This is a genomic window from Pseudomonas sp. Yb2C2, from assembly GCF_052112325.1.
In the GTDB taxonomy this organism is placed as follows: Bacteria; Pseudomonadota; Gammaproteobacteria; order Pseudomonadales; family Pseudomonadaceae; genus Aquipseudomonas; species Aquipseudomonas marginalis.
In genome coordinates, this window is the sequence record NZ_JAVAJK010000052.1 from 1 (window position 1) to 7687 (window position 7687).

Consider the following 7687-nt stretch of genomic DNA (forward strand, 5'->3'; position numbering starts at 1 on the left):
GAAACGGCTATCGGATTGTCGCACCGGGAAAGTACCAACTTGCCTAAACGAAACGGCCTTTTTTGTAATACGCATGCTCACATCCTCAACCTTGCTCTTGTTATTCGTGCTTTTGTATCAGGAAACCTGCTCGCAACTCGCCATCATCAGTTCGAACTTGTGCAAGCACAGTCAATGAGTTAAGTACAACATGCTCGTCGACCAGCTACTTTGCGCCTGGTCGGATTTTAGATAAGTAGACGTCCTTTAGTGGTCGGCCTTATAAGGAAGGTAAGTTTATCCTCCGTTCTAAAAACCACCCACTGTAACCTGCGCACTTTGGAGATCACTATCCAGCTAATGGTAAGCCGTGTAAGTGCACGATGCAGATCGTCAAGTGAGCAGAAACCCTCCATCGAGGACGATGGACTGCCCTGTCATATAAGTCGCGCTAGGGCCAACCAAATACAGAACCGCTGCAGCAATATCCTCCGCCCGCCCATAGCCGAGTGGTAGACGCAGCGCATCACTTGCCGGCCCGGTAAAAGTGCTCCCAGCCAGCAGCGCGGCTTGGTTATCGGAATGGAAACGGACCTTTCCAGGAATTGCGCCTGGCAGAACCTCGTTGATCAGTATGGAGTGTGCGGCGTAATCAAGGGCCGCAGAGCGGACCAGCCCACTCACGCCGGCTCGTGAAGCTGCATAGGCAGCATTGCCATGCAGGACAGGATGCCTTGCTCCCATCGTGGTGATATTGACAATCCGCCCACCGTGCCCTCCCACAACCATTTGCTTTATCCCTTCGCGCATGCAAAGAAATACTGATCGAAGATTCACCGACTGGACTTCATCCCACAGGCTCAACGGGAACTCATGAAGTGGGCGATTTGCATTGATTGCAGCACAGTTAACTAGAATATCCAAATCCCCGAAAGTACTGCGAACCTGGTCGAAGAGCGCCAGGACCGAGGCTTCCGACTCCACATCTACATTGAAGCCCGATGCCTGCCCCCCTGCGTCCCGAATGTTCTGGACGGTGGCTTGAACAGTCGCTTCATCATTATCAGCGAGTACCACGGTGGCACCTGCTTCGGCCAGAAGCAGAGCCACCTCGGCGCTTGAATTTGCACCGCTGTCGGTCACGACAGCGACTTTTCCATCCAGGCCAAAGAGTCGCTGCAAGCGATCGGAGTTCATATTCCATGCTCCGCAACTTGCCAGACAAGCGGTACCCGCGTCACACAATTCACCATCCCGCCCTCGAAGCGCGGTTGCTCACCGGGCTTGAGCTGGAAATCTGGAATACGTCTGAACCACTCCTCCAGGAAAATGCGCAACTCCGCACGGGCCAATAAGGCTCCCGCGCAACGATGTGGCCCGTTGCCAAACGCCGCGTGTTGAGCGGCATTTTTGCGCTCGAAGTCTGCATGCATAGGGCAAGCAAACTTGCGCTCGTCCATGCCATGCAAGATGGGGCGTATATAAAGCCTGTCACCAGCCTTGAACAAGACATCCTTGTATTGGAAGTCGCGCATTATCAGGCGCGCCGTACTTGAAGGCGCAAACATTCGCAGCATTTCTTCTACTGCGGTAGGAATCAGCTCCGGCTTTTCCCGAAGCTGTTGACGCAGCTCAGGATGACGCGCCAAGTGCAAAGCAGTAAAGCCCATCAATGACGTAACGGTATCCAGGCCGCCAAACACCACATTGGCCAGCATTCCGTTGATCTCTTCTGGGGTCATGGCGCGACCGAAGACCTGAGCGTTCACGATCGCACTGATCATGTCTGCACCAGGCCTCTGCTGACGTTGTTGGATAATCGAGCCGAGATAGCCGAAGAGTTGCTGCTGAGCCCAAGCCTTGCGCTCGGCATTACCGCGCACTGCTTCCTCGGTCCAGGCAAAGAGGTCGTCCAGATCGTCCAGAGGCAGATCCACCAGGCGCATGAAGATCGTAATCGGAAGCTTCTTTGCAAAGTCGTCAATAAATTCGCATTCTCCACGCTCGCGGAAAGCCTCGATCAGCGACACCGTCAGTTCACGTATACCGGAATCTAGCTCGCTGACGGCCTTTGGCGCCAGGAAGCGATTGATGACACTACGGTAGGCGGCATGCTCAGGCGGGTCGGCCTCCAGCGGGAGAATGCTGAGCATCTCCGTAGGCGGGAGTACAACATCAGTCATGGAAAAAGGATCATGAGTCTTCTGTACGAACTCGATGTCCTCAGCGCGAGTCATGATCCAGTGCCCGCCATTGTGTGGGGTCCAAACAATATCCGGCCCGTTATGCAGGAGCTTCCAAGCAGCATTGATGTCTGTCTCGCCTCCAGGTGGATTGGCGAAATCCCAATCCACCACTCTTTGCGCAGGGACGTGGGCAGGTACGGGAACAATAGGAGTTGCTTCATGCGACATCATTTTATCCTCAAAGGATTTAGCGAGGTCAGTCAAGCCTCATGGTAGACACTGCTCTGATGGCTCGGGATGCGAGTCAGCCAGCCAGATACCCTCCATCCGCATAAATAACCTGAGCTGTCACGTAACTGGCCAGTGGGCTTGCGAGGAAAAGCACCACTCGAGCGATCTCATCGGGTTCTGCTGGCAGGTCGGTAAGAGGGACCCTGGAGAACCATGCTTCGCCCAACTTACGCAAGTCCTCAGGAGACAAGCCGACCTGCGGTTGCCCCGTGACGGGAGCGGCCGCCGGAGTACGGGTACCACCAGGGCCAACGGCATTGACGCGAATGCCGTGCGGACCCAGTTCAACGGCAAGCGACTTTGTCATCATCGCTACGCCAGCCTTGGCAGTGTTGTAGTCCACTTTGAAACGCACGGGATGCGCTGCCGCCGTAGAGGCGATGTTTACCATCGCGCCCCCGTTGCCTTGACTGATCATCTGTTTTGCCACGGCCTGGGAGAGGAAAAACACCGCCCGAGTATTTACTGCCATGAAACGATCCCAGTTCTCCTGGGTAATAGATTCCCAAGTAGACCAACCCCGCAAGGCCGCGTTATTGACCAGAATATCGACCGATCCGAACGCCTGGACGGTGGTATCAACAATACGTTGAATGTCTTTTTCGCTGGTGACGTCTGCGGCAACCGCTATGGCTTTGCCACTGGACTCGGCAATCAGAGCCAGCGTTTCGGCGCACGCCTGTTCAGCAAGGTCAACGACTACCACCGAAGCGCCAGCATCGGCCAGACGACAAGCTATAGCCTGACCGATTCCACGCGCAGCGCCCGTCACAATGGCGACCTGGCCTTGTAAGTCGACAAGGCGATTGGTCGAAATAAAATTCATACCCGCTCCATTATCTGGAAATTTTTGGTCGTGCTGACAAGCCACGCGTTATAGGCGTTTCTATCAGGCGAAAATCGGTTCGATAGGCAAACGGTCCTGTGGACTCAGGCCATGCTCTTCCTCGGTTTCCCCCCATGCGAACCACACTATCGGCTTACGAGTTTCGCCAACGCGTCGCATAAAACCTTCCTGCTGAGGGGTCGGCGGGTGTTTGCGCATCATGTCTGGCATTGCGCCGCGAGGATCAGGAGTGAACTCCCACTTTTCACCGTCGATTACAAAGTCGATGCGCTCGGCAAAAGGCGATCCTTCCCGAGGAGTAACAAACCCTGTTATGTCTCGAGTAGCGACCACTTGCTCGCCATCCGTAAACACGGCAAAACCCAGTGGGCCATTGCCCAGCATGAAATGACCACATTCATAACTGCCATCTTCGTAGCGGGTACTCCAGGTATACCAGACGTTATGGCCCTGATGCTCCATCACGAGATCTTTATTCTTGTACAGATTTCCACCCTGCCCCATGTAGGTCTGATCGAAGGCGATCATGCCTTCGCAGGGCCGTCCCTTAATCTCGCCTTTCAGTTCGAAAATCTGCGAAACATAGTAGGTGCCGTAGTCACGGCCAGGCAGATACCAGTGCAACCCCGGCTTCAGAATGGGGCCAGAAAGGCTAAAAAGACCTTCCTCATGCCATGAGCAACTTGACTCATTGAAAGTGATACGAAATGGGCGTCCGCTAGCGCCTGCCGCAGATTTCCAGACTGCATCCTTACCCTCCAGGGATATCTCACAGTCATCGGTGGTGGCCTGTAGCTGCATCGAGTTCAGGTCAAAGCGCAACTGTTCTCCGTCAACCTCAGTCGACATCACAAGAAGAACTGCAGGAGGCTTGGAGAGTGCGGAATCATCTGTTGCAATCCCGGTAGCTACGCCCTCACCGTGGTGGGACACCCGCCGACAGATTTCAAACATCTCGCCGTCATCGGTGCGCATACAACCATAAAGGAAGGTTGCTGACGGATACAGACCAAAGAACCCGCGTGTGGAAACCATAGCGGCTGCATCAACCTGATGAGCACCTGCCATTTGTTGGAAGAAATGGCCCCGAGGGTAGACAGACTGGAGCTTGGGCATAGAAAGAATTCCGCATTATTATTCAATATTAGGAACGTCGTACAAGATAGTAACCGCACGGAGAGAGACGATATATCGGCCATATCAAAATGGACCATTGCACACCACACAATAATCCAGTCCTCTTCAAAGACCCATGCAGTCCGATCAGCTACGTCATCCGCTATACGAAGGACCGATAACCCTATAGATTTCAAGTATCGACTGGTGACAAGAAGACCAAAATGGCCCTAGATAAAATCCACGCCATGCGCGCCTTCGTCGCGGTGATCCAAGCAGGCAGCTTCACCAATGCAGCTCGCCTGCTCGAAATATCAGCCCCCTCGCTCTCGCGACAGATCGCCGAACTGGAACGCACCCTTGACGTACGGCTTATTCAGCGAACCACCCGACGTCTGCAGTTGACCGCAGAAGGACAGATCTATCTGGAGGGGTGCGAAAGGTTACTGGAACAGATGGACGAATTGGATGCTGAGGTACAGACCAATAGACGACAGCTCCATGGCCTTCTGCGTATCGCTGCGCCAGAGATGCCCAAACCTCTGATCACGGTGCTGAAGGAGTATATGGATAGCTACCCAAACGTAAAAGTTGAGGTAGACATACTCAACCGGCCCGTCGATATGGTGGCGGAGGGGATCGACCTGTGGATTCATATATTTGGCCCAATCCCACTGGGCTATATCTCTAGGCCCATCGTGGACCTGCCGTTGGCAGTGTGTGCATCACCTGATTACCTGGCTCGATTCGGTGCCCCCCTTCATCCTCGTGAACTGTCAGACCACCGATGCATGCATACCAAGCTGACCCGCGAAAGCAATCCATGGTGTTTTGAGAGGGATGGCGAGTCTTGCAGCGTGCAATTGCTCGATGGTCTGGTCACCAACACCGGAGACCTCCAGCGAGAGCTAGCCCTCGCTGGTCATGGCATCGTTCGATTGCCGTTGGTCTACGTGGCAGACGACATTAAACAAGGCCGCTTGCTGACATTGCTTGAGGATTGGAAACCGCAGGCTTCAGTTTTAATCAGTGCCGTCTATCCCAGCGCACGATATGTGCCAACCAAGGTCAGCGCCTTTGTAGAGTTTCTACAACACCACGCCATGTCCCTCGCCCACAGCCCGGTCAGCAGATCGAAACAGTAGAACCTCACTCGCCTTACGCTGATCGCCGGCATCATCCCCACGTAGAGCCATGAGATCTTCTGTGTCGATTGACTTCAGCAGCAGACTCGCTATTTCGCTCGCCCTGCCATCACTGTCTGCCCTTGTGGCTCGCTGTTGAATTCGATATCCCGCCTTGACTGTCGAAAAGATCGCACCACCCGATTAATACAGTTGTATGAAATTATCCATCGTAGATGCACAAGACACCTTGCTCTGTCAGCAGAACGAAAATATAAATGGCGTGCACGTATATGAACGTGCGACGATTTAATCTCAACACGCTGCAGCCTTCACAAAACTGCCATGGCCAGCCTATAGATGCCTGCCGGTAAGCAGCCAGCTGCAAAGCATAGACACACACTTCCAGCCCCAAAAAATAAAAAGAGTGAGGTGCAACATGCGAATTATCCAAAGGACCGGTCCGTCAGCCTACATGTCGGCGCCCTTCCTGCTCGCCGGGCTTGCCCTGGCGATGGGCCAGGTTGATACGGTTCATGCGTTCAGTATCGACAGTGGTAATCCCGATCTCACCATGAGCCTGGACACCACCGTGCGTTTTAACAATGGATGGCGCGTCTCTGGTCGCGACAAGAATCTGGCGAACAATGTCAATGTCGATGAAGGCAACTACCTGTTCGACAAAGGTGACACCATCTTGTCCCGCCTTGATCTGTTCAGTGAATTCGACCTCAATTGGAAAAACCAGTATGGCCTGCGCCTAAGCGGTGCAGCCTGGTACGACAATAATTTTCCCGACAAAAGCGAGAGTGCTCCCGGGCTGGAAGCCCAGGCGAACTATCGCAACAATCGATTTTCCAGCGTGGTTAATCGCTACTATTCAGGACCGTCCGCTGAGTTTCGGGATTACTTTGTCTGGGGTAATTTTAACATCGGCAGTACGGATCTGAACGTGCGAGCGGGTAGCTTCGCCTGGCTGCCGGGAGAGTATCTACTCGGTAATGGCAGCAGCATCTCCTACTCGATGAGCCCGAACGATGGCCTGCTTAGTGACCTCAGTCCCGGCGCCTCAGCCAAAGAAACCGCCTTGCCAATAGGTCAGGTCGCTACAACCTGGCAGTTGATTCCAGAGCTGTCGGTGATGCTGCAGTACACGTACGAATTTGAACCTTCGCGCGTTTCGGAAGGCGGAACCTATTTCGCCGTCGCCGACGGTCAGCTACGCGGGCCAGACTTTCTGGCTCCGAACGTGGCACGTCATAGTCCGAAGGAAGGCGATAACGGCGATGTGGCGGTCGGGCTGCGCTGGTCTCCTGAATGGGCCTCGGACAGCAGCTTCGGTCTGTGGTATCGAAAGTTCGACGACAAAAATGCGAGCTGGGCAAACCAAGTTGTCATTCGAAACCCAAGGGCACCGTATGCACGGGCTGTCTACGCCAAAGACATCGAGCTATACGGTCTGACATGGAACGGTGTATGGCAGTCTGTTGGCATTGGTGCAGAAGTGAACTACCGCAAGAACATGCCGCTAAACTCCACCGGTCAATTCATCGCTGTTGGCCAGCCGGAGCCAGGCAATCTAGACGGCGCCCGAGGTGAAACCGTGCACGCGCTGCTCAGTGGCGCCATCACGATCAACCAGAATGCATTGTTTGATAGTGGTGCAATTGCCGCACAGTTGGATTACACGCATCTCGTCAAAGTGACGGACAACGAACAGTTCTTCAACGCCAGTGATAGCGAAGGTGGCTCGGTGGCTGGACGCTGCGCCAATAAAGAGTTGCTGCGTAACTGCTCCACGAAGAACGCGGCCTCGGTAGGCGTCAACTTCACGCCAGTTTGGCAGCAGGTGCTCCCCAGCATTGATCTGTCTTTCCCAATGTTCGTCAACTATGGCCTATATGGCAACTCAGCGGCTAACAATGCCGGTATCGCGCCGGAAGACTCATACCTCATCAAGGTCGGCCCACGCCTGGAGTATTTCGCTGGCACCATGAAACACCAGTTCGATCTTGCTTACACTGCCCGTGGCGGCCGTACTGGTCATATCGGGGGTGCGGACGCTTACAGCGGGCTCGCGAACCTGCATGACCGCGATACGCTAATTCTCACCTATCAAACTGCATTCTAACGGGAGCTATTAT

At 54.2% G+C, this 7687-nt stretch carries 7 protein-coding genes; 3 read left to right on the plus strand and 4 right to left on the minus strand.

Annotated features, from left to right (window positions below):
- Window positions 1–183, plus strand: a 183-nt coding sequence (locus tag Q8X51_RS32000; RefSeq protein WP_407694900.1) for a hypothetical protein, incomplete at its 5' end; no start/stop codon positions are given.
- A 189-nt stretch (window positions 184–372) separates the two neighbouring features.
- Here the strand turns inward: Q8X51_RS32000 and Q8X51_RS32005 are convergent.
- From Q8X51_RS32005 to Q8X51_RS32020, 4 genes are all read right to left on the minus strand, one after another.
- Complete coding sequence (locus Q8X51_RS32005; protein ID WP_407694899.1) at window positions 373–1176, minus strand: SDR family NAD(P)-dependent oxidoreductase; 804 nt, start codon at window positions 1174–1176, stop codon at window positions 373–375.
- Window positions 1173–2393, minus strand: coding sequence for a cytochrome P450 (locus Q8X51_RS32010; protein ID WP_407694898.1), 1221 nt, complete (start codon window positions 2391–2393; stop codon window positions 1173–1175). The genes Q8X51_RS32005 and Q8X51_RS32010 overlap by 4 nt, the downstream gene beginning before the upstream one ends.
- A gap of 76 nt (window positions 2394–2469) precedes the next feature.
- On the minus strand, window positions 2470–3282 hold the full coding sequence (locus Q8X51_RS32015; RefSeq protein WP_407694897.1) for an SDR family NAD(P)-dependent oxidoreductase: 813 nt from the start codon (window positions 3280–3282) through the stop codon (window positions 2470–2472).
- A gap of 63 nt (window positions 3283–3345) precedes the next feature.
- Window positions 3346–4419 carry a hypothetical protein gene (locus Q8X51_RS32020; RefSeq protein WP_407694896.1) on the minus strand — a complete coding sequence of 358 codons (1074 nt, stop codon included), beginning with the start codon at window positions 4417–4419 and terminating at the stop codon, window positions 3346–3348.
- 224 nt (window positions 4420–4643) lie between these two features.
- Between Q8X51_RS32020 and Q8X51_RS32025 the strand changes: the two genes are divergently transcribed.
- Window positions 4644–5564, plus strand: coding sequence for a LysR family transcriptional regulator (locus tag Q8X51_RS32025; protein WP_407694895.1), 921 nt, complete (start codon window positions 4644–4646; stop codon window positions 5562–5564).
- 418 nt (window positions 5565–5982) lie between these two features.
- Window positions 5983–7674 carry a DUF1302 domain-containing protein gene (locus Q8X51_RS32030; protein ID WP_407694894.1) on the plus strand — a complete coding sequence of 564 codons (1692 nt, stop codon included), beginning with the start codon at window positions 5983–5985 and terminating at the stop codon, window positions 7672–7674.
- Window positions 7675–7687 lie beyond the last annotated feature (13 nt).

What these genes read in the sequence shown, in the direction of transcription:
- Q8X51_RS32025 (WP_407694895.1), top strand. Translation starts at nt 4,644, where the DNA reads ATGGCCCTAGATAAAATCCACGCCATGCGCGCCTTCGTCGCGGTGATC.
- Q8X51_RS32030 (WP_407694894.1), top strand. Translation starts at nt 5,983, where the DNA reads ATGCGAATTATCCAAAGGACCGGTCCGTCAGCCTACATGTCGGCGCCC.
- Q8X51_RS32010 (WP_407694898.1), bottom strand. Translation starts at nt 2,393, where the DNA reads ATGTCGCATGAAGCAACTCCTATTGTTCCCGTACCTGCCCACGTCCCT.
- Q8X51_RS32005 (WP_407694899.1), bottom strand. Translation starts at nt 1,176, where the DNA reads ATGAACTCCGATCGCTTGCAGCGACTCTTTGGCCTGGATGGAAAAGTC.
- Q8X51_RS32015 (WP_407694897.1), bottom strand. Translation starts at nt 3,282, where the DNA reads ATGAATTTTATTTCGACCAATCGCCTTGTCGACTTACAAGGCCAGGTC.
- Q8X51_RS32020 (WP_407694896.1), bottom strand. Translation starts at nt 4,419, where the DNA reads ATGCCCAAGCTCCAGTCTGTCTACCCTCGGGGCCATTTCTTCCAACAA.